The sequence below is a fragment of the Streptomyces sp. NPDC059002 genome, from assembly GCF_042740435.1.
Taxonomy (GTDB): domain Bacteria; phylum Actinomycetota; class Actinomycetes; order Streptomycetales; family Streptomycetaceae; genus Streptomyces.
This window is the reverse complement of sequence record NZ_JBHYJI010000007.1, coordinates 17,209-35,820: the sequence shown is the minus strand read 5'-3', so window position 1 is coordinate 35,820 and position 18,612 is coordinate 17,209. Positions and strand designations below refer to the sequence as shown.

Annotated in this window: 16 protein-coding genes and 1 pseudogene; 10 read left to right on the top strand and 7 right to left on the bottom strand. The window is 73.8% G+C overall.

Annotated features, from left to right (window positions below; all coding sequences use genetic code 11):
• Window positions 1-255 precede the first annotated feature (255 nt).
• Window positions 256-1,518 (bottom strand): LuxR C-terminal-related transcriptional regulator, encoded by a 1,263-nt coding sequence (locus tag ACFWZ2_RS08990; RefSeq protein WP_384543880.1) that lies wholly within the window; start codon window positions 1,516-1,518, stop codon window positions 256-258.
• 170 nt (window positions 1,519-1,688) lie between these two features.
• On the opposite strand from ACFWZ2_RS08990, the gene ACFWZ2_RS08985 reads away from it, so the two are divergent.
• A complete protein-coding gene (locus tag ACFWZ2_RS08985; protein WP_384544177.1) occupies window positions 1,689-2,606 on the top strand; it encodes an NADP-dependent oxidoreductase in 918 nt (305 codons plus the stop codon).
• Between the two features lie 62 nt (window positions 2,607-2,668).
• Window positions 2,669-3,511, top strand: coding sequence for a nitrilase-related carbon-nitrogen hydrolase (locus ACFWZ2_RS08980; RefSeq protein ID WP_384543878.1), 843 nt, complete (start codon window positions 2,669-2,671; stop codon window positions 3,509-3,511).
• A 9-nt stretch (window positions 3,512-3,520) separates the two neighbouring features.
• Here the strand turns inward: ACFWZ2_RS08980 and ACFWZ2_RS08975 are convergent, their stop codons facing one another.
• Window positions 3,521-4,042 (bottom strand): MarR family winged helix-turn-helix transcriptional regulator, encoded by a 522-nt coding sequence (locus ACFWZ2_RS08975; protein WP_384543876.1) that lies wholly within the window; start codon window positions 4,040-4,042, stop codon window positions 3,521-3,523.
• 47 nt (window positions 4,043-4,089) lie between these two features.
• On the opposite strand from ACFWZ2_RS08975, the gene ACFWZ2_RS08970 reads away from it, so the two are divergent.
• Window positions 4,090-5,019, top strand: a complete 930-nt coding sequence (locus ACFWZ2_RS08970) for a DMT family transporter (protein WP_384543874.1) — start codon at window positions 4,090-4,092, stop codon at window positions 5,017-5,019.
• A 265-nt stretch (window positions 5,020-5,284) separates the two neighbouring features.
• Here the strand turns inward: ACFWZ2_RS08970 and ACFWZ2_RS08965 are convergent, their stop codons facing one another.
• Both ACFWZ2_RS08965 and ACFWZ2_RS08960 read right to left on the bottom strand, forming a co-directional pair.
• Window positions 5,285-7,447 (bottom strand): FtsX-like permease family protein, encoded by a 2,163-nt coding sequence (locus ACFWZ2_RS08965; protein ID WP_384543872.1) that lies wholly within the window; start codon window positions 7,445-7,447, stop codon window positions 5,285-5,287.
• Window positions 7,444-8,214 carry an ABC transporter ATP-binding protein gene (locus tag ACFWZ2_RS08960; protein ID WP_384543870.1) on the bottom strand — a complete coding sequence of 257 codons (771 nt, stop codon included), beginning with the start codon at window positions 8,212-8,214 and terminating at the stop codon, window positions 7,444-7,446. Before ACFWZ2_RS08960 ends, ACFWZ2_RS08965 begins: the two co-directional genes overlap by 4 nt.
• A gap of 98 nt (window positions 8,215-8,312) precedes the next feature.
• On the opposite strand from ACFWZ2_RS08960, the gene ACFWZ2_RS08955 reads away from it, so the two are divergent.
• Window positions 8,313-9,464 (top strand): DUF2786 domain-containing protein, encoded by a 1,152-nt coding sequence (locus tag ACFWZ2_RS08955; protein WP_384543868.1) that lies wholly within the window; start codon window positions 8,313-8,315, stop codon window positions 9,462-9,464.
• Window positions 9,465-9,467: 3 nt separating this feature from the next.
• Here the strand turns inward: ACFWZ2_RS08955 and ACFWZ2_RS08950 are convergent, their stop codons facing one another.
• From ACFWZ2_RS08950 to ACFWZ2_RS08940, 3 genes are read right to left on the bottom strand one after another with little or no spacing between them, the layout of a single operon-like run.
• Window positions 9,468-10,034, bottom strand: coding sequence for a hypothetical protein (locus ACFWZ2_RS08950; protein ID WP_384543866.1), 567 nt, complete (start codon window positions 10,032-10,034; stop codon window positions 9,468-9,470).
• On the bottom strand, window positions 10,034-11,473 hold the full coding sequence (locus ACFWZ2_RS08945) for an ATP-binding protein (protein WP_384543864.1): 1,440 nt from the start codon (window positions 11,471-11,473) through the stop codon (window positions 10,034-10,036). The genes ACFWZ2_RS08950 and ACFWZ2_RS08945 overlap by 1 nt, the downstream gene beginning before the upstream one ends.
• Window positions 11,470-12,192: a response regulator transcription factor gene (locus ACFWZ2_RS08940; RefSeq protein WP_384543862.1), complete on the bottom strand. Its 723-nt coding sequence runs from the start codon at window positions 12,190-12,192 to the stop codon at window positions 11,470-11,472. Before ACFWZ2_RS08940 ends, ACFWZ2_RS08945 begins: the two co-directional genes overlap by 4 nt.
• Window positions 12,193-12,346: 154 nt before the next feature.
• Here ACFWZ2_RS08940 and ACFWZ2_RS08935 point away from each other — a divergent pair, with 154 nt between their 5' ends.
• The 6 genes and pseudogenes from ACFWZ2_RS08935 to ACFWZ2_RS08910 all read left to right on the top strand — a co-directional run.
• Window positions 12,347-13,027 carry a hypothetical protein gene (locus ACFWZ2_RS08935; protein WP_384543860.1) on the top strand — a complete coding sequence of 227 codons (681 nt, stop codon included), beginning with the start codon at window positions 12,347-12,349 and terminating at the stop codon, window positions 13,025-13,027.
• Window positions 13,028-14,104, top strand: coding sequence for an efflux RND transporter periplasmic adaptor subunit (locus tag ACFWZ2_RS08930; protein WP_384543858.1), 1,077 nt, complete (start codon window positions 13,028-13,030; stop codon window positions 14,102-14,104). It begins immediately after the preceding gene.
• Window positions 14,101-14,838 (top strand): ABC transporter ATP-binding protein, encoded by a 738-nt coding sequence (locus ACFWZ2_RS08925; protein ID WP_384543856.1) that lies wholly within the window; start codon window positions 14,101-14,103, stop codon window positions 14,836-14,838. The genes ACFWZ2_RS08930 and ACFWZ2_RS08925 overlap by 4 nt, the downstream gene beginning before the upstream one ends.
• Window positions 14,835-16,043, top strand: coding sequence for an ABC transporter permease (locus ACFWZ2_RS08920; RefSeq protein WP_384543854.1), 1,209 nt, complete (start codon window positions 14,835-14,837; stop codon window positions 16,041-16,043). The genes ACFWZ2_RS08925 and ACFWZ2_RS08920 overlap by 4 nt, the downstream gene beginning before the upstream one ends.
• A 75-nt stretch (window positions 16,044-16,118) precedes the next feature.
• On the top strand, window positions 16,119-18,290 hold the full coding sequence (locus ACFWZ2_RS08915; RefSeq protein ID WP_384543852.1) for an FUSC family protein: 2,172 nt from the start codon (window positions 16,119-16,121) through the stop codon (window positions 18,288-18,290).
• A gap of 85 nt (window positions 18,291-18,375) precedes the next feature.
• Window positions 18,376-18,612, top strand: a pseudogene (locus ACFWZ2_RS08910) (hypothetical protein); the annotation flags it as partial.

The window sequence follows — 18,612 nt, the reverse complement described above, 5'->3', positions numbered from 1 at the left end:
GGGGTATGTGCGTACTCGCTATCCCGTGGCGGATGCCTCGGTCAGTGTTTGCCGTCAGGGTGGGTCGAGGTGCTCCGTGCGCACATACCCCCACGTCCCCTCGCGAGCGTTTGCGGGTGCGGGTGCGTGGTCGCTCCGCTGTGGGCAGTCGTGCCGCTGGGCGGCACGGGTGGGCACAGCCCACGGTGCCGGGGGCCGCTTACGGAGGCGCAGGCCCGGCGCAGGCGGGTACAGCCCACGGTGCAGGGGAGCGGGTCACGCCGCCGCGTGGAAGCGCGCTGCCGCCTCGCCGCGGGAGGCGACGCCGAGTTTGGAGAGGATGTTCGCGACGTGGAACTTCACCGTGGACTCGCTGATGTGCAGCTCCTGCGCGATGACCCGGTTCCGGTGCCCCCGCGCAAGATGGCCGAGGACTTCCAGTTCACGGGCCCCCAGCTCCCGGAGGGGATCGGCCGCCGGGGCGGACTCCTTCGTGCCGAGGGGCAGCGCCGCCGTCACCGTCGTACCCCACCCGTCGACCGCGTCGACGTCGAGCCGCCCGCCGAGTGCTTCGACGCGTTCGGTCACCCTGCGTCGGCCGAGCGAGCAGGAGGAGAGGGTGCCGGGTCCGTCGTCCCGTACGGTCGCGTGGAGCGTGGTCTCGTCGATGCGCCAGCCGACGTGGACGCGTGCCACGCCGTCCTGTTCGAGGACGGCGAGGACCAGGCCGCGGACGATGGCCCGCGCGGCGTGCGCGACGTCGGCGGGGAGTCGGCGGGCCGTGCCGGGCGGCGCGAGTGCGAGGCGTACGTCGCTGTGCCGCAGGAGCGGCCGCAGTGATGCGGTGAGCCGGGTGAACGCCTGGTCGGCGGGCTCTTCGGCGACCTCCTGGTCGCGTTCGGCCTCGGCGCGCACGTCGAGCAGCGCGGACACGGCGAGTTCGGTGGCCGCCGTCCGCGCGGCCCCGTCGTCGAGTCCGCGGCTGCGCAGTACGCCGAGGAGTCCCGTCAGTACGGCGGCGTGCGCCTCACCGGCTTCGGCGACGGCCCGGGCCCGCGCCCCCGCGGCCGCCCGCGACTGGGCGAGGGTCCCGGGCACGGCCTCGGCGGCGAGCCGGTCGAGGTGGCTGGTGACGAGGTCCCACAGGGCCCGCGCGATGTCGATGGCGGTGGTGTCGAGGGGGCCCGGCTGTTCGCGGATCAGGACGAGCAGCGCGCCCCGCGCGGTCCGGTCGCTGTGCAGGACGAGGACGGGGTGCGGCGCGCCGCCGATGGTGACCGTGTCCTGCCGGATCCGGCCGGGGGCGACCGCCGAGGCGAGGGCGGACAGTTCGGCCGCGGTGATGCGGTCGGTGAGCGCGGGGTCGCCGGTGGTCCGGAACGGGGAGTGCGCGCAGGGCGTGACGAGTTCGGCGGCCGCCCGGTGCGGCACGAGGTCGGCCAGGGCCGCGGAGAGCCGCGGCAGGCCGTCGTCGAGCTGTCCGCGCAGGATGTCTCCCGCGGTGTTGAGTACGGCGGCGGGGTCCCAGGTCGCGTCCATGCCGCCAGCGTAGGGCGGGGTCGTGCGCGGGCGGCTGGTCTTTCGGGCAGGTGGAACCGGCCGAACGGCGGGCCGTGCCGGGGCGGGGGCGGCCGGAGGCTTGATCATGCAATCCGTTGGACCACGTCACGAGGGAAGCCGCCGTCATGGGTGCACAGTCCGCAGGAACCATGGAAGCCGTCGTCTTCGAGGAGTTCGGGGGGCCCGAGGTGCTGGGGCTCAGGGAGATCGCGAGGCCCGTCCCCGGCCCCGGGCAGATCCGCGTCGCGGTGCGTGCCGCCGGGGTCAATCCGATCGACTTCAAGATCCGTCGCGGCTGGATGGAGGAGATCTTCCCGACGACGCTGCCCGCCGTCCCCGGCCGGGAGTTCGCGGGTGTCGTCGACGCGCTCGGCGAGGGCGTGGCGGGTGTCGCGGTCGGCGACGAGGTGCTGGGCTGGGCGGACTCCGGTTCGTACGCGGCGTACACGCTGAGCAGCCGGTACACGGCCAAGCCCGCGGCGTTCCCCTGGGAGTCCGCGGCGGCCCTGCCGGTCGCCACGGAGACCGCGGGGCGCGTGCTCGGCCTGCTCGGTGTCGCCGGGGGCGAGACGTTCCTGGTGCACGGCGCGGCCGGTGCGGTGGGCTCGGTCGCGGCCCAGCTCGCCGTGGCGCGCGGCGCGCGGGTGATCGGCACGGCGTCGCCCGCCCACCACGAGCGGCTGCGCGGTCTCGGTGTGCTTCCGGTGGCGTACGGGGACGGACTGGTCGGCCGCGTACGGGAGTTGACGGGCGGTGCGGTCGTGGACGTCGTCCTGGACGCGTCGGGGTACGGCGTGCTGCCCGACTCCATCGAGCTGCGCGGCGGCACCACGGACCGGATCGTCACGGTCGCCGACATGAACGCGGCCGACCACGGTGTGGCCTTCTCCGGCGGCGGCAAGGGCGACCCGGTGCCCGCCCTCGCCGAGTACGCCCGGCTGGCCGTCGAGGGGCGGCTGCGTCTCCCGGTCTCCGAGACGTTCCCGCTCGCGGACGCGGTCAAGGCGCACGAGATCAGCGAGGCGGGCCGTGCGGGCGGCAAGTTGGTGCTGGTCACGCGGGGCTGACGGCCGCCACGTCCGGGCGCTCCCGGCGTGCGGGGCCCGGCGTGCGCTGCGAGGCTCGGGGCATGCGAGTGGCGCTGGCGCAGACCGACTGCGCACTGGGTGAGGTCGACGAGAACCTCGGGACCGCGCGGGACCAGGTGGCCCAGGCGGCCGCCCAGGGCGCGGATCTCGTGGTCTTCCCCGAGCTGAGCCTGCACGGGTACCACCTGGGCGGCCTGAAGCGGGACACGTCCCTCACCACCGACGACCCGCGGCTGCTGGCCCTCGCGGCGCCCGACGGGCCCGACGTCCTCGTCGGCCTGCACGAGCACACCAGCCTGCGCGCCTACAACACGTCGGCGTACTACTCGGCAGGTCAACTCCTGCACGCGCACCGCAAGTTGTACCTGCCCAACTATCTGGCCTGGGAGGAACGCAAGCACGTCAGCCCCGGCCAGCACCTGCGCGCCTACGACCTGCCCGGCGGGCACGGCCGCGCCGCCACCCTCGTCTGCAACGATGCCTGGCAGCCGGTCCTGCCGTGGCTCGCGGTGCAGGACGGCGCCGAGGTCATCGTCGTACCGACGAACAGCGCGGCCAGCCTCGATCCGGAGGCCATGGACACCGGTCTCTACTGGGACACGCTGCTCTCGTACACGGCGCGCATGCTCCAGTGCTGGGTGGTCTTCGTGAACCGGGTCGGCAACGAGAACGGCGCCTCGTTCTGGGGCGGTTCACGCGTCGTCGACCCGCGCGGCACGGTCGTCGCGCAGGCGCCGAAGTGGGAACCGGGCCTGGTCACGGTCGACATCGACGTGCACGAGGCCCGCCGCCAGCGGCGCGCCGTGCCGCTGGTCGCCGAGGCCCGTCTCGGCCTCGTGGACCGCGAGGTGCGCAGGCTGATCGACGAGGGCGGCGACAGCTGAGCCGACCGGCTACTTCCGGCCCTCCGGCTGTTCCACGCGGGCCAGCCACGCGGTCAGGAGCGTCTCGGCCGCCGCGGCCTCGTCCGGGGTCAGGGCGTCGAGCAGCCGCCGTTCGTTGCGCATGTGCTCGGCGAAGGCCCGGTCGATCAGCTCCCGGCCCGCGGCCGTGAGCGCCACGACCCGGCCGCGCCCGTCGCCGGCCGCACGCCGCCGCGTGACGAGGCCGCCGCGCTCCAGACGGTCGATGCGCTTGGTCATCGCGCCGGTCGTGACCATGGTGTGCGCGGCCAGTTCCCCGGGGGCCCGCTCGAAGGGCTCGCCCGCCCGGCGCAGCGCGGCGAGGACGTCGAACTCGCCCTCGCTCAGGCCGTACCGGCGATAGACGGCACAGAGCTGCTCGGTGAGGAGCGCGCCGAGCCGGTGCAGCCGCCCGATGACTCCTTGCGGGCTGACGTCGACGTCGGGCCGCTCCCGCTGCCACTCGGCCTGGATGCGGGCGACGTGATCGAGGGGCTGCGGGGACTGGTCCATGCCCCCACCCTAGCCAGATACCTTCCAAGGAAGACACAATAGCTTCCATGGAAGCTAAACCTGGCGCCTCGCGCTGGCTCCTGATCACCGCGATCGCGCCCGTCGCCTGGGGCACGAACTACTACGTCACGCACGCGTACCTGCCCGCGGACAGCCCGCTGTACGGGGCGGCGATCAGGGCGCTGCCGGCCGGTCTGCTGCTCCTCGCGGCGGCCCGGCGGCTGCCCCGCGGCTCCTGGTGGTGGAAGTCCCTCGTCCTCGGCGTGCTCAACATGGGCGGCTTCTTCACCCTCGTGTACGTCGCGGCCCAACGGCTCCCGACCAGCCTCGCCTCCACCGTCATGGCGACGGCCCCGCTCGTCATGATGCTGACCGCCTGGGCACTCCTCGCCGAACGGCCCAGGCCCGCGCACCTCGCCGGGGCGGGCGTCGGCCTCGGCGGCGTCTGCCTCATGCTGCTCACCGGCGCGACGTCCGCCGACGCGCTCGGCGTCCTCGCGTCCGCCGCCGCGATGCTCATGTCGTCCCTCGGCTACGTCCTCGCGAAGCGCTGGAGCGCCGACGTGCCCGTACTCGCCACCACCTCCTGGCAGCTCGTCGCGGGAGGCCTCGTGCTCCTTCCCGCCGCCGCGCTCACCGAAGGCGCGCCGCCGCGGGTCGACGTGCCGTCGGGGCTTGCCTTCGGGTACGTCACCGTGGTGGCGACCGCGATCGCCTTCGCGGCGTGGTTCGCCGGGCTGCGGCACCTGCCCGCCGGGACCGTGGGCCTCGTCGGGCTCCTCAACCCCGTGACCGGGGTCCTCCTCGGCACCCTCATCGCCGAAGAACCCCTCTCCACCCGCCAGCTGCTCGGCCTGGCCCTGGCCGCAACGGGCATCCTCCTGAGCCGCCCCCGCCCTCCCCGCACCGCCCCCGAACCCAGCAACCCCGCACCCCACCGGACCCCGCAGCCCACCTCCCGTAGAAACAACCCCTGACCTGCACCGACCTTGCGCCTCCGTTCGCGGCCCCCGGCACCGTGGGCTGTGCCCACCCGTGCCGCCCAGCGGCACGACTGCCCACAGCGGAGCGACCACGCACCCGCAGCCGCAAACGCTCGCGAGGGGACGTGGGGGTATGTGCGCACGGAGCACCTTGACCCACCCTGACGGCAAACACTGACCGAGGCACAAGCCACGGGATAGCGAGTACGCACATACCCCCGCGGCCCCGCCCCACAGCCGAGGCAAAGGCGAAAGCACCTCAGCTCCGAAACCTCGCAACCGCCACCCCCGCAACGCCAGCCCCCACCACCCCACAAACCCCAACCCCCACCCCCACCACTCCCCACGGCACCCCCACTCCCATCCCCACCCCCACCGGCACCGACAGCCGCGCCAGTCCCGCCGCCAGGCCCCCCAGCCCCACCGCCGTGACGGCCAGCCCCAGAAGGGCGCCCACGGCGACCGCCACCACCGCCTCCCCGGCGACCACCACCCGCACCTGCCCCCGAGTAGCCCCCGCCATCCGCAACGCCCGCACCTCCCCACCCCGCACGGAAGCCGCCATCAGCAACGTGCTCGCCAGGGAAATCGCCGTGTACGCAAGGGAGATGGCGAAGAGCATCAGGAGCCCGACGCGGGTCTGCGCCTTGACCCGCGGATGGGCGGCGGCCAGCCACGCCTCGGCGGACCGCACCTCACCCCCGCTCCCGGCCGCCAACGCGGCCACCGCCGCCCCCCGATCCGCCCCCGCCCGGAGCCTGACATCGATCCGGTCGACCGGCGCCGCCGCAGCGTTCCCCGAGGTGACGTACGCCCCGTTGTCCCCGGTCCCGCGCGCAAGAACCGCCACGATCCGCAGCCGGGCCCGCCGCCCGTCCCCGAGCCACACGTCGACCCGCTGACCGACCCGCCGCTGCTCCCACTCCTCGTTGACGACGATGGACCGGTCGTCGAGGTCGCGGATGTCACCCGCCACGACGGGCATCCGCGACGTCGCGGCCCACGCCCCGGGGTCGCTCACCGCGCGTGCGTCCGAGCGGACGAGGGCGTTGCCGCCTTCGCGTACGAACACGGCGGTGGCGGCGGAGGGCGAGACGGCGACGGCTCCCGGCACGCTCCGGCCGGGCGGAGGGGGCCTCAACGCGTCGCCGGTGACGACGAGTTGGGAACGGGTCCGGTCCCGCGCCTCCGCGGCCTTCGCTCCGCTCACCGTCTGCGCGGACCCCAGCAACGTGCCCGCGAGGGCGACGGTGACCAGGACGGGAGCGGCCACGGCGGCGGTGCGGCGTACGGAGGTGAGGGAGTTCTCGCGGATGAGGAGCCCGATGGCGCCGGGCAGCGGAAGGGCGCGTACGACGGGACGTACGAGAAGCGGGGCGAGCGCGGCGGCGGCCGTGATGAGGATCATCGGCTGGGTCGTGTAGGTCTTGCGTCTGAGCAGGTCGGACGGGTCCACCAGCAGATCGCGGACGACGAGCCCCAGGCCCAGGGCGAGCAGCCCCACGCCCACCACGCGCCGGCTCCACGGCATGACCCCGCTGTCCACGGAGGCGTCGCGCAACGCCTCGACGGCCCCGACGCGCCCGGCCCGCCGGGACGCGCTCCACGCACCGGCGACGGCGACGAACACCCCGGTCCAGAAGGCGAGTTGGTACGGCCAGGCGCCGAAGGAGAAGTCGACGGGAATCACGAACCACGAAGGGGCGATCCCGCCATCGACGAGTGCGTCGCCCAGCAGGGGCGCGCCCCGCGCGCCGAGCACGCACCCGGCGCCGGAGGCGACGAAGCCCACCGCGACGGCCTCGCCGAGGAGTTGCCTGCGCACCTGCCCGGGCGTGGCCCCGGCCATCCGCAGCAGCCCGAACTCGCGCCGCCGCAGCGCCACGACGAAGGAGAACGTGGCGGCGGTGACGAAGACCGAGACGAAGGCGGCGACCCCGCCCGCCGTGCCGAGGAAGGCGTTCACGGCGACAAGGGCCTCGGCGTCGCGTGCCGTGCGGGGGGCGGCGCGACGGCGTTCGTCGCCGGTGAGGACGAGGGCGCGTCCGTCGACGACGGCGCGGACGTCCCGTGCGGGGGCGTCGACCCCGACGGCGTCCCGCGCGGCCCCGTCGAGCCGCACGGGACCGAGCCGCCGAAGGTCGCGCAGAAGTTCGATGTCCACAGGGTGTGGATGAGCGAGCGGCTTCGACACATGGCCGGTGCCGGGCCCGCGCTCGACGGGCACGGTCAGCGTGTCCTGCCCCATCACGACCACGGGGGACCCGCCGAACCGCAGGGGCGCACGCTCCGGCGCCCCCAGGCTCGCGTCGAGCCCGAGCGCCATGGCGGCGGTGAGCCCGACACCCAGCGCGACGGCGACGAAGGCCCCAAGGCGACTGCTCCAGCGAGCACGCAGGGAGGCAAGAACCAGAACCATCATCGCCCGCCCACCCCGACGCCCCCGCCACGAACGCCGCCCGCGTCCCCCTCCAGCGCGGCCATCCGCCCCGCCACCTCCTCCGCGCCGGGTGCGACCAGCTCGCCCGCGACCCTCCCGTCGACGAGGAACACCACCCGGTCCGCGTACGAGGCCGCGACCGGGTCATGGGTGACCATGACCGTCGTCTGCCCCTGCCGGTCGACCAACTCCCGCAGCAGCGCCAGGACATGGCGGCCGTTGGCGGTGTCCAGCGCCCCCGTGGGCTCGTCGCCGAAGAGGACGGCGGGGCGGCCCACCAGCGCCCGCGCGAGAGCGACCCGCTGCTGCTGCCCGCCGGACAGCTCCCCGGGCCGGTGCCGGGCGCGATCGGCGAGCCCCACCTGTTCCAGGGCGGCATGGATCTCCGTACGCGAGGGCCGGCGCCCCGCGAGCCGCAGCGGAAGCGCGACGTTCTGCGCGGCACTCAGCGAGGGAATGAGGTTGAACGCCTGGAAGACGAACCCGATCCGCTCCCGCCGCAGCAGGGTGAGGCGCCGCTCGCTCAGCCCCGTCAGCCCGGTCCCGCCGATCTCGACCACGCCCGAGGTCGGCCGGTCGAGCCCGGCGGCGCACTGGAGCAGCGTGGACTTCCCGGACCCGGAGGGCCCCATGATCGCGACGAAGGTCCCACCGGCCACGTCGAGATCCACGCCGTCGAGGGCGACGACATCCCGATGGGCCCGGCGGACACCGGCAAGACGTACGGCGGTTGCAGCGCTTTCGCTCATGCCTCAACCCAACCGCCACGCTCCTCCCCGCACACGACCACTGGAGGGCGTCCCGGGGGTATGGCCAGCCCTACCCCCGCCCCCCATACCCTTGACCCATGCACGAGGTGATCGACAGAGCGTTCGCGGCAGCGCTGTACGGCGACGGCGACGAGGGCCTGGACACCGGAGCATCCCTCCTGGCGGCGAACCCCGCCGCGGACGCGGAGCTGCGCCGCAGGGGCGAGGAGTATCTGCGCCGCGCCTGGGAGCGGGGCTGGCAGCCCGCCGACGTCGTACGCCTGGTCCGCCGCGACCTGGCGGAGACGCACGTACGCCTGACCGCCGCCCTCGTCCTCGCGGAGACGTCCCGCTACCCGCACCTGCCGCCGCGCTGGTCGACCCAGCTCGCCGACCTCGCCGACCTCGTTCCCGGTGCCGAGAAGACCCCCCAGGACCGCTTCTCGTACGCCACGATCCACCTCCAGCTCTACCGCCTGCTCCTCCGCCTCCCGCCGCTCGAACCGGTGGGACCCCCGCCGGGCGAGACCCTCCCCGCCCCGACGGAGGGCGAGCCCCGCGCGCTCACCCGCATCCGGGCGCTGCTGGCCAAGGCGGAGGCGACCGGCTTCCCCGAGGAGGCGGAGGCGCTCACGGCCAAGGCGCAGGAGCTGATGGCGCGGCACTCCCTGGACGAGGCGCTGCTGGCCGCCCGTACGCATGCGAAGGACGTCCCCGCGGCCTGCCGCATCGGCGTGGACGCACCGTACGAGACGGCGAAGGCGATCCTCCTCGACTCGGTCGCGGACGCGAACCGCTGCCGCGCCGTATGGAACGAGGCGTACGGCTTCTCGACGGTCGTGGGCTTCGAACCCGACCTGGAATCGGTGGAGTTGCTCTACACCTCGCTCCTCGTCCAGGGCACGGCGGCGATGACGAAGGCGGAGGCGGCGCAGCGCGCGGCGGGCCGTCGGCGCACCAAGACGTTCCGCCAGTCGTTCCTGATGGCGTACGCGCACCGCATCGGCGGCCGCCTCGCGGCAGCGGGCGAGCACGCGGTGGCGGAGGCGGCGGACGAGGGAACGCCCGAGGCCACGCTGCTCCCCGTCCTCGCGGCCCGCGACGTCGCCGTGACGGACCGGGCCGAGCAGATGTTCCCCGAGACGACGTCGACACGCGTCCGCGGTGTGACGGACGGCGACGGCTGGTCGGCGGGCGCGGCGGCGGCGGACCGGGCGAACGTCACCCCGGGCAGCCGACGCCTGCCCTGAGGGTCACTTCAGGAAGTCCGAGCACACATAGTCGCTGCCCGAATCCGACTCTTGCCCCGGACCTTCCTCCGTGTCGCCCCGCACCGTGACCCGCACGTCGTCCGGCCTCGTCCGCCCCTTCTTGTCGAGGACGGCCTGCGCCCGGGCGAGGCTGCACACCAGCTGCCCGGTGAGGTTGCGGTCGCTGACGGAGGAGGGGTTGAGGATCATGTCGGGGATCCGCACGGTGAGCCGACGGCCCTCGCCGGTGACGTCGTAGCTGCCGCCGCCGTGCACCAGCGAGGTGAGCCCGGCGCGCTGCTCCGCCTCCGTGGGTCCGGCCAGCAACAGCTTGATGACACCGGCGGGTTCACGGACCCCCTCGGCGGACCGGGACACGCCCTCCAGCCGCCCGGTCTCGGAGACGAAGTAGATCCGCAGCCCCTTGGTGAGCCCACTGGCGGGCTCGCCCGCGTCCACCACACCACTGGGCCGTACGCCGCATCCGGCGACGAGAACACCCAGGGCGACCACGCCCGCCGCAACCCCAACTCCCTTGCGTACGAAGCGTCCACAGTGCACAAAGCTCATCACGCACCCCCCTCGCCCCGTCGCCACGGCACCCGCAGCGTGAACGCCGCGCCGCCGCCCGCGCTGTTGGCCGCCTCGACGGTCCCGCCGTGCAGCCGGGCGTTCTCCAGGGCGATGGCGGTGCCGAGCCCGCTGCCCTCTCCGGCCGAGCGGGTGCGCGCGCTGTCCGCCTTGTAGAAGCGGTCGAAGACGTGGGGCAGGACCTCGGGGGCGAGTCCGGGGCCGCGGTCGGCGACCTCGACCGTGACCCAGTCGCCCGCGGCCGTCGCCGTGAGGGTGACGGGCTCGGCGCCGTGCCGCAGCGCGTTGCCGACGAGGTTGGCGATCACGACGTCGATGCGGTGCGGGTCGAGCACGGCCCGTACGCCGTCCGGGAGTTCGGTCCGCACGCGCGACGCCCAGCCGCGCAGGGCGAGCGTGTTCCGGACGGTGTCGGCGAGGTCGACCTCGCCGAGGTTGAGGCGGGCGGCGCCCGAGTCGAAGCGGGACATCTCCATGAGGTCCTCGACGAGCCGCGAGAGCCGGGCGGTCTCCGTGCTGACGGTGCGGGCGGCGAGCGCCGCGTCGGGCGGCAGCCGGTCCGCGTCCTCGTCGAGGACGGTGGCGACCATCGTCATCGCGGCCAGCGGCGTCCGCAGCTCGTGCGAGACATCGGCGACGAAGCGCCGCGCCCTGGCCTCCTGTTCGCGCAGCTCGGCGACGGACGACTCCAGGGCGTCGGCGGTGTTGTTGAAGTCCCGTGCGAGACCGGCGAGTTCGTCACGCCCCTTGGGCACCTTGACCCGCGACGTGAGGTCACCGGCCGCGTGCCGGCGGGTGGCGCGGCCCAGTTCCCGTACGGGCCGCAGCACCGTGCGCGCGGCGAGCAGCGCGAGGGCGACGGCGAGCAGCACCACGGGCAGCAGTCCGTCCCGCACGGAGCCGAGGATCTCCGCGGTGTCGTCCTGCTCGGCCCGCAGCGAGGTGATGGCGAAGACGTCGAGGCCGGAGGGCGGTCCCGAAGCGAAGGTGACGGGCGTGCCCACCACCAGGTAGGGGCTGCCGTCGCGGTCGATCCGCTGCAGGCTCATCCGGTTCCGCTTCCGTACGGCCGCGCGCAGCGAGGGGGAGATCCGCGACCGGTCGGCGGACGCGTCGGACGAGGCCTTCAGGGAGCGGTACTCGGCGACGACGACGGAGTCCCCGAGCCCGTCGGCGACACTGACGGCGAACCGGGTGAGGGAGACCTCGTCGGGCGGCACGGAGAGATCGGCCGCGACCTGGGCGACGCGGTTCCTGAAGTCGGTCCGTACGGCGTCCTGCTTGCGTTCGAGGACGGCGGTGCGGGACTCGCGGTAGGCGAGACCGGTGGCGGTGACGGCGCTGACCAGCGCGACGAGGACGAAGGCGACGACGAGCCGGACCCGCAGCCCGCCCCGGACCTTCCCCGCCCCCTTCATCCCGCGTCCGGCACGGGCCCGAACCGGTACCCGAATCCCCGCACCGTCTGCACGTACACCGGCTTCGCGGGCACGTCCTCGATCTTCGCCCGCAGCCGTCCGACCGCCGCGTCGACCAGCCGCGAGTCCCCGAGGAAGTCGTGCTCCCACACGGACCTGAGGAGCTGCTCGCGGCTGAACACCTGCTCCGGGGACGCGGAGAGTTCGAGGAGGACCCGCAGTTCGGTGGGTGGCAGGGCGAGGGGCGTGCCGCGCTTGGTGACGGTGAGCGCGGCCCGGTCGATGACGAGCCCGCCGTACGTGTCCTCCTCGGGCCGCCGCCGCACCGGCTCGGCCCGCCGCAGCGCCGCCCGGATCCGTGCCTCGAGGACGGGCGCGGTCACGGGCTTGACCACATAGTCGTCGGCGCCCGCCTCCAGGCCCCGCACGATGTCGCCGTCGTCGCCGCGCGCGGTCAGCATCACGACGGGGATGGCGGAGCCGGACGCCCGGAGCCGTCGGCAGACCTCGAAGCCGTCCATGCCGGGCAGCATCAGGTCGAGCACGGCGAGTTCGACGGACCGGCCCGCGGGCCCGCGGAGCAGGGCGAGGGCGTCCTCGCCGGTGGCGGCGGTGTCGACGGCGTACCCGTGGCGGCGCAGCACGAGCTCCATGCCGTCGCGCACGGACGCGTCGTCCTCGATCAGCAGCACATGGGGAACGCGGTGCACTCGGGGCATGCCGACGATTATGGGCGAGGGTTTGTCCGGTTCAGGGCCGGCAGGGGCGGCGATCCCGGTGCGCCGGGGCATTGTTACGTGCTCATCATGTGGCGTTACGCGCTCATCATGCGGCCATGGAGGAACCACCATGTGACCGCGGCAGATTGCCGCCATGAGCATTCACACCACACCCGGCGCGGCCGCCCGGCTGCGCGTCGCGGCCTTCGTCGCGCTCCCCGTCCTGGTGTTCTCGGCGGCCTGCGGGGGCGGAGGGGGCGGAGCGAAGGACGAGGGCGTCGCCTCGGTCCCCGAGGAATCGGGCGGTACGGCCGACGGGTCGAAGGACTCCGGCGAAGCCACGGACAAGGACCAGGGCAAGGACAAGGGCAAGGGCAGCGACAGCGCCCAGGGCAGGAGCGCCTTCTACGACGCCCAGATGAAGTACGTCCGGTGCATGCGCGGCAAGGCGGGCGTCAAGGACTTCCCCGACCCCCAGCTGAGCGGTCACCTCGACATGTCGGAGGTCGAGAAGGTCGTCGACCCGAACGGCCGCGGCGAGGAGTACAAGGGCGGCAAGAACGGCGTCTGCGTCAAGGAGTTGAAGGACGCCATGAACCTGGAGCCCGAGCGCGACGCGCAGAAGGACTTCGAGTCGATGCTCGCGCACGCCAAGTGCATGCGGGAGAACGGCGTGTCCAAGTTCGCCAACCCCACGATGTCCGGCGGCCATGTGCAGCCCGGCGGCGAGTCGAACCCCATGAACCCCTCGATCGACTCGACGTCCCCGACGTACCGGGAGGCCCGCGAGGCCTGCAAGGACAAGCTGCTCGACGGCCTGGACGGGATGCAGTAGATGAGACGCCGTACGGGAATCGTGCTGGCCGCGACGGTGGTGGCCGCCGCGGCCGCCGGAGCAGGGGCGCTGGCCTTCGGCGGCGGCGACGCGGACGCGACCGGCAAGGACGGCGACGGACTGCCGCCCGCCACCGCCGCCGTCGTCCGCACCGACCTCGTGCGGTCCACGACGGTCGACGGCAAGGTCGACTTCGCGCGGCGCCGCGCGGTCAAGTCGGCGGTCGAGGGCACGGTCACGGTCGCCGCGCGGCAGGGCGCGACGGTCACCCGCGGCCAGGCGCTCTACGAGCTGGACGACACACCGGTGACGCTCCTGTACGGCCCGGTCCCCGCGTTCCGCGAGATGAAGGTGGGCTCGCGCGGCTCCGACGTGCTCCAATTGGAGCGCAATCTGGCCGCGTTGGGCTACGGCGAGGGAGTGTACGTCGACCCGCGCTTCGACAAGGGGACGGAGGCCGCGGTCAAGCGCTGGCAGAAGTCCCTGAACCGCACGCCGACCGGCCGGGTCGGCAAGGGGGACGTGGTCTTCCAGCCGGACCGGATCAAGGTCGTCTCGGCGGACGCCGCGCTCGCCGACGCGGTGGGCCCCGACACGGCGGTCCTCACCGCAGCGTCGACGAAGCCCGTCGTCCGCGTGGAACTCGACCAGGCCGACGCGCCGCTCACCGCGAAAGGCACGAAGGTCGAGGTGACCCTGCCCAGCGGCAAGAAGGAGCCCGGCAGGGTGTCGGGCACGGTGAACCCGGCCGCGCGCGACGCCGATGAGGACGGCGGCCAGGACACCATCACGGTCGAAGTCACCCTGGACGGCGGCCATTCGGCGGCGTCCGGCGAGAACGCCAGGGCGTCGGCGAGCGTGCGGTTCGTCAGCGAGAGCCGCAAGGACGTCCTTGCGGTCCCGGTCGAGGCGATCGTCGCCCTGCGCGGCGCGGACGGCGGCTACGGCCTGCAGATCGTCGAGGGCGGCACCTCCCGCATGGTGCGGGTCGAGACCGGCATGACGGCGGACAGCCGCATCGAGGTCGGCGGCCCGGACATCAAGGAGGGCATGAAGGTCGGAGTGGCCAAGCAATGAGGACAACCCCTGCTGCGGCCGCCTCCACGTCCGTGGCCCCGCGCCCGCCCGTCGTCGAACTCCATCAGGCCACCAAGTCGTACGAGGGAGAAGTGCACGCCCTGCGCGGCGTGGACCTCACCGTGCGCGAGGGCGAACTCGTCGCGATCGTCGGCCCGTCGGGCTCCGGCAAGTCCACGATGCTGAACATCGTCGGCACCCTGGACAAGCCCACATCCGGCACGGTCAAGGTGGCGGGCCACGACGTCGGCGGCCTCTCGGACGCCCAGCTCTCCACCCTCAGGGCCCGCCACATCGGCTTCGTCTTCCAGCACTTCCACCTGGCACCGGGCCGCGACGCGGTCGACAACGTGGCGGACGGCCTGCTGTACGCGGGCGTCGGCGCACGCCACCGCAGGGCACGCGCCCGTACAGCCCTGGAACGGGTGGGCCTCGGCCACCGCCTCACCCACACCCCGAACGAACTCTCCGGCGGCGAGAAGCAACGGGTCGCCATCGCACGGGCGTTGGTGGGCAACCCCACCCTCCTCCTCGCCGACGAGCCGACGGGCGCCCTGGACACGGCATCGGGCGGGATCGTCATGGACCTGCTCCACGAACTGAACGCCGCGGGCACCACGATCTGCGTGATCACGCACGACAACGAGACGGCCGCCTCCCTGCCGCGCCGGATCCGCTTCAGGGACGGCGAGGTCGTGTCGGACACGACGACGGGGAGGCGAGGGACGCCATGAGAACCCCGACGAGGCCCGGATCCCTCAGACCGGCCCGCCTCTCGCCCCCGGACATCCTCCGCGTCGGCGCGGTCGGCCTGCGGGCCCGCAGGGCGAGGGTCGTGCTCTCGGCCCTCGGCATCGCGATCGGCATCGCGACGATGGTGGCGGTGGTGGGACTGTCCCAGTCGAGCAAGGCGGACCTGATGGCCCGCCTCGACCGTCTGGGCACCAACCTCCTCACGGCGGAGTCCGGCAAGGACGCGCAGGGCAACGACGTCCCGCTCCCCAAGAACGCGGTGGCGATGGTGGACCGCATCGGCCCGGTCCAGCACGCCACGGCCACGGCGAACGTCGACGCCCGCATCCGCCGCAGCGACGTGGTCCCCGAGGAACAGACGGCGGGCGTCACGACGCAGGCGGCCCGCCCGGACCTCCTCAAGGCGCTCAACGCCCGCACGAAGAGCGGGACATGGCTGAACGCGGCCAACGAGAACCTCCCCGTCACGGTCCTCGGCTCCGTCGCGGCACAGCGCCTCGGCATCACGTCCCCGGGCGAGAAGATCATGATGAACGACCAGTACGTGGCGGTGATCGGCATCCTGGAGCCGATCGAACTGTTCCCCACCCTCGACAGGGTGGCGATGATCGGCTTCCCCGCGGCCGAGCGCCACTTCGCCTTCGACGGCCACCCCTCCACGATCTTCGAGCGCTCGACCGACAGCTCGGTGGCGGACGTACGGGACGTCCTCGCCCGCACCGTCAACCCCGGCAACGAAGGCTCCGTCAAGGTCTCACGCCCCTCCGACGCCCTGGCCGCGAAGGCGGCGACGGACAAGGGCCTCACCACCCTGATGCTGGGCCTCGGCGCGGTGGCGCTCCTGGTGGGCGGCGTGGGAGTGGCGAACACGATGGTGATCTCGGTCCTGGAACGCCGTGCCGAGATCGGCCTGCGCAGGGCCCTCGGCGCGACCAAGAACGCCATCCGCCTCCAGTTCCTCACGGAGTCCCTGCTGCTGTCCGCCCTGGGCGGCGCGGCGGGCGCACTCCTGGGAGCGGCGGCGACCTGCGCCTTCGCCCTGGCCCAGGACTGGACCCCGGTGGTTCCGCCCTGGTCCCTGACGGCGGGCTTCGCCGCCACCCTGCTCATCGGCATGGCGGCGGGCCTCTACCCGGCGATCAGGGCGTCGCGCCTGCATCCGACGGTGGCGCTGAACGCGACGTAGGGGGCATCCGGCGCCGGGTGCGACGGCAGTGCACCCCGGCGCCGGATGACCCGATATGCCCCGTATCATCACAGAGTGACCTGGCTACGAGCGCTGAAAGAGACAGCACGCTCGGGCCTGACCGTGGAACGCAAACGCCTGGAACCCCTGGTGGCCCTGCGCGGCGCCGCGGGCCTCGCGATCATCATCGGCGTCAGCCTCACCCTCTTCGGCCCCGCGGTGGCCGCGAGCTCCGCCTTCGGTGCCTTCCAGGCGGCCATCGCCACCTTCCAGCGCAGCTGGCGCCCCCGCCCCGAACTCGCCCTCGCCTCCGGCACGAGCCTCGCCGTCTCCACCTTCCTCGGCTACCTCACGGGCTCCCACCTGCTCCTCTTCCTCGCCCTCCTCTGCCTCTGGACGTTCCTCGCGGGCCTGAGCTGGGCGGCGGGCCCCACGGTCGGCATCATCGCCTCGTCCAACGTCGCGATCATGCTGGTGACGGTCACCCTGCCCACCTCGGTCGCGGCCGCCGCCGGACACGCCGCGATGATGATCGTCGGCGGCTGCGTCCAGGCGGCCCTGGTGATCCTGTTCCCGGTCCGCAGATGGGGCGCCCACCGGGACGCCCTGGCCGACGCCCTCGCCGCGGAGGCGGACTACGCCCGCAGGCTCCGGCACGACCCGGTGGCGTCCTTCGACCCCGAACCCCTGATGGCGGCCCGCGACGCGGCGAAGATCACCCCGCGCCAGGCCCGCAGCCGCCCCGCGGAACTGCACGGCGCACGCGGCCTCGCCGAACGCATCCGCCCGGTGCTCGCGTCCCTCGCGGACCCGGCGGTGGGCGTACCGCCCGAGGGCAGGGAACGCGACAGGGTGCGCGAGATCCTGGGCGCGGCGGGCGCGGTCCTCGACGCGGCGGCACGGGCGATCCGCAACGGCGAACCGGTGAAGATCCCGCCCGCGGCCGTGGCCACGCTCAGAACCCCGGACACCGGCGCGATCCTCACGGGCCCGGCATACCGCGCGGCGACGCGCCTCGGGGCGCTCCTGAGAGACGTACTGGAAACCGCGGGAACCCAAAGCACGCCCACTGCCCCGGACCCCGGCCCCGCCACCCAGTCCGACACCCAGGCGATCCCCCTCCTCCGCCCCACCCTCCCGGCCCTGATCCCCGGTGCGCTGCGCGCCATGCGGGCGGAGCTGCGCCACGAGTCGCCGGTCACCCGGCACGCGATCCGGGTCACGGCGGTGGCCGCCGCGGGGTATCTGCTGGGGCACTGGCTGCCGCTGGGGCACGGGTACTGGGCCCCGATGGCCTCGGTCATGGTGATGCGCCCCGACTTCTCCCAGACGTACTCGCGCGCGGTGGCCCGCTTCGGCGGCACCCTCGTCGGCGTCGCGCTCGCCACGGGCCTGGTGCAGCTGGCCGACCCCGGCACGGGCCTGTCCGGGGCGCTGGCCGTGCTGTGCGCCGGAATGATGTACCTGCTGATGCGTACGGGCCAGGTGGCGGCGCAGGCCTGTGTGGCGGCGTACGTCGTGTTCCTGCTCGGCATGGGAGGCCAGCAGTGGACGCAGACGGTTCCTGAGCGGGTCTTCCTCACGCTCCTCGGCGGGGTCCTCGCGATGATCGCGTACGCCGTGTACCCGGCCTGGGAGACCCCGCGGCTGCGCACGCGGCTCGCCGACTGGCTGGTCGCGGACGGCCGTTACGCCGCGGCCGTCGTCGACCACTACGCCCACCCCGCGGGCAAGAGCTGCCCGGACGTACGGGAGGCGCTGCTCACCGCACGCGACGCGCGGATCGCCTGGCAGGAGGCGGTGGCACGGGCCAAGAACGAGCCGGTGCGGCACCGGGGCCTGTCCCGCGCCGCCGCGGCCGACGCGGAGGACGCCCTCGCCCAACTGGGCCGCGTCGCCATGCTGATGGAGGCCCACCTCCCCGACCGCGACGCGACCCCCGTCCCCGCGGCGTCCCGCCTTGCCGACGCCCTGCGCACCTCGACCGAACAGGGCGCCAAGGCCGTCCGCGAACGCCGCGTCCCCCGCTGGGACGCGGTCCGCACTGCCCTGACCGAATGGAACGGCGACGGCGTCCCCGACCGAGTCGTCCGCAAGGGCGCGACCCTCCTCCTCACCACCCTCGAAGAACTCTCCGACGCCCTGTCCACGACCCCGCCCCCCATGCTGGTGGACGGCTCAGCAACCCAGAAGCCCCGACAAAACCCCAAAGAACCGCGGAACCAGGAAGGTCCCGCGGCTCATTGACGAGGAGGTGCAGGGGCACACGCCCGGCCGAGCACCGGGCCACAAGCCCGGCCAGATGCCGGGGCAAACGCCCGGCTGCCCCCCTGTGCCGTACGCCCGCCCGGACGCCGGTCCGCAAGCCGCGCCGAGCGCTCAGCCGAACGCCGTGCCGCAAGCTGCGCCGAGCGCTCGGCCGGACGCCGTGCCGCAAGCTGCGCCGAGCGCTCAGCCGGACGCCGTGCCGCAAGCTGTGCCGGATGCCGTGCCGCACGTCCGGCTGGGTGCCTGGCCGGACGCCGTGCCGCAAGCTGTGCCGGATGCCGTGCCGCACGTCCGGCTGGGT

Bases quoted from the DNA above. Each gene is read 5' to 3' on its own strand.
- ACFWZ2_RS08920 (WP_384543854.1), top strand. From the start codon at position 14,835: ATGAGAACCCCGACGAGGCCCGGATCCCTCAGACCGGCCCGCCTCTCG.
- ACFWZ2_RS08965 (WP_384543872.1), bottom strand. From the start codon at position 7,447: ATGATGGTTCTGGTTCTTGCCTCCCTGCGTGCTCGCTGGAGCAGTCGC.
- ACFWZ2_RS08985 (WP_384544177.1), top strand. From the start codon at position 1,689: ATGGAAGCCGTCGTCTTCGAGGAGTTCGGGGGGCCCGAGGTGCTGGGG.
- ACFWZ2_RS08970 (WP_384543874.1), top strand. From the start codon at position 4,090: ATGGAAGCTAAACCTGGCGCCTCGCGCTGGCTCCTGATCACCGCGATC.
- ACFWZ2_RS08945 (WP_384543864.1), bottom strand. From the start codon at position 11,473: ATGAAGGGGGCGGGGAAGGTCCGGGGCGGGCTGCGGGTCCGGCTCGTC.
- ACFWZ2_RS08930 (WP_384543858.1), top strand. From the start codon at position 13,028: ATGAGACGCCGTACGGGAATCGTGCTGGCCGCGACGGTGGTGGCCGCC.
- ACFWZ2_RS08925 (WP_384543856.1), top strand. From the start codon at position 14,101: ATGAGGACAACCCCTGCTGCGGCCGCCTCCACGTCCGTGGCCCCGCGC.
- ACFWZ2_RS08980 (WP_384543878.1), top strand. From the start codon at position 2,669: ATGCGAGTGGCGCTGGCGCAGACCGACTGCGCACTGGGTGAGGTCGAC.
- ACFWZ2_RS08940 (WP_384543862.1), bottom strand. From the start codon at position 12,192: ATGCCCCGAGTGCACCGCGTTCCCCATGTGCTGCTGATCGAGGACGAC.
- ACFWZ2_RS08935 (WP_384543860.1), top strand. From the start codon at position 12,347: ATGAGCATTCACACCACACCCGGCGCGGCCGCCCGGCTGCGCGTCGCG.
- ACFWZ2_RS08990 (WP_384543880.1), bottom strand. From the start codon at position 1,518: ATGGACGCGACCTGGGACCCCGCCGCCGTACTCAACACCGCGGGAGAC.
- ACFWZ2_RS08975 (WP_384543876.1), bottom strand. From the start codon at position 4,042: ATGGACCAGTCCCCGCAGCCCCTCGATCACGTCGCCCGCATCCAGGCC.
- ACFWZ2_RS08950 (WP_384543866.1), bottom strand. From the start codon at position 10,034: ATGAGCTTTGTGCACTGTGGACGCTTCGTACGCAAGGGAGTTGGGGTT.
- ACFWZ2_RS08960 (WP_384543870.1), bottom strand. From the start codon at position 8,214: ATGAGCGAAAGCGCTGCAACCGCCGTACGTCTTGCCGGTGTCCGCCGG.
- ACFWZ2_RS08955 (WP_384543868.1), top strand. From the start codon at position 8,313: ATGCACGAGGTGATCGACAGAGCGTTCGCGGCAGCGCTGTACGGCGAC.